This is a genomic window from Bacillus cereus group sp. BfR-BA-01380, from assembly GCF_022663535.1.
Classification (GTDB): domain Bacteria; phylum Bacillota; class Bacilli; order Bacillales; family Bacillaceae_G; genus Bacillus_A; species Bacillus_A cereus_BB.
The window spans coordinates 1-661 of record NZ_JAKUFS010000086.1; the positions used below are offsets into that span (position 1 = coordinate 1).

Below are 661 nucleotides of genomic sequence, written 5' to 3' on the forward strand. Positions count from 1 at the left end.
CAGACCAGAAAGTCGCCTTCGCCACTGGTGTTCCTCCATATCTCTACGCATTTCACCGCTACACATGGAATTCCACTTTCCTCTTCTGCACTCAAGTCTCCCAGTTTCCAATGACCCTCCACGGTTGAGCCGTGGGCTTTCACATCAGACTTAAGAAACCACCTGCGCGCGCTTTACGCCCAATAATTCCGGATAACGCTTGCCACCTACGTATTACCGCGGCTGCTGGCACGTAGTTAGCCGTGGCTTTCTGGTTAGGTACCGTCAAGGTGCCAGCTTATTCAACTAGCACTTGTTCTTCCCTAACAACAGAACTTTACGACCCGAAAGCCTTCATCGTTCACGCGGCGTTGCTCCGTCAGACTTTCGTCCATTGCGGAAGATTCCCTACTGCTGCCTCCCGTAGGAGTCTGGGCCGTGTCTCAGTCCCAGTGTGGCCGATCACCCTCTCAGGTCGGCTACGCATCGTCGCCTTGGTGAGCCGTTACCTCACCAACTAGCTAATGCGCCGCAGGTCCATCTATAAGTGACAGCCGAAGCCGCCTTTCAATTTCGCACCATGCGGTGCAAAATGTTATCCGGTATTAGCCCCGGTTTCCCGGAGTTATCCCAGTCTTATAGGCAGGTTACCCACGTGTTACTCACCCGTCCGCCGCTAACT

General features: G+C 54.0%; 1 rRNA gene. It reads right to left on the reverse strand.

The window, feature by feature from the left end:
• Nucleotides 1–661 (reverse strand): 16S ribosomal RNA (locus MR076_RS25955); the annotation flags it as partial.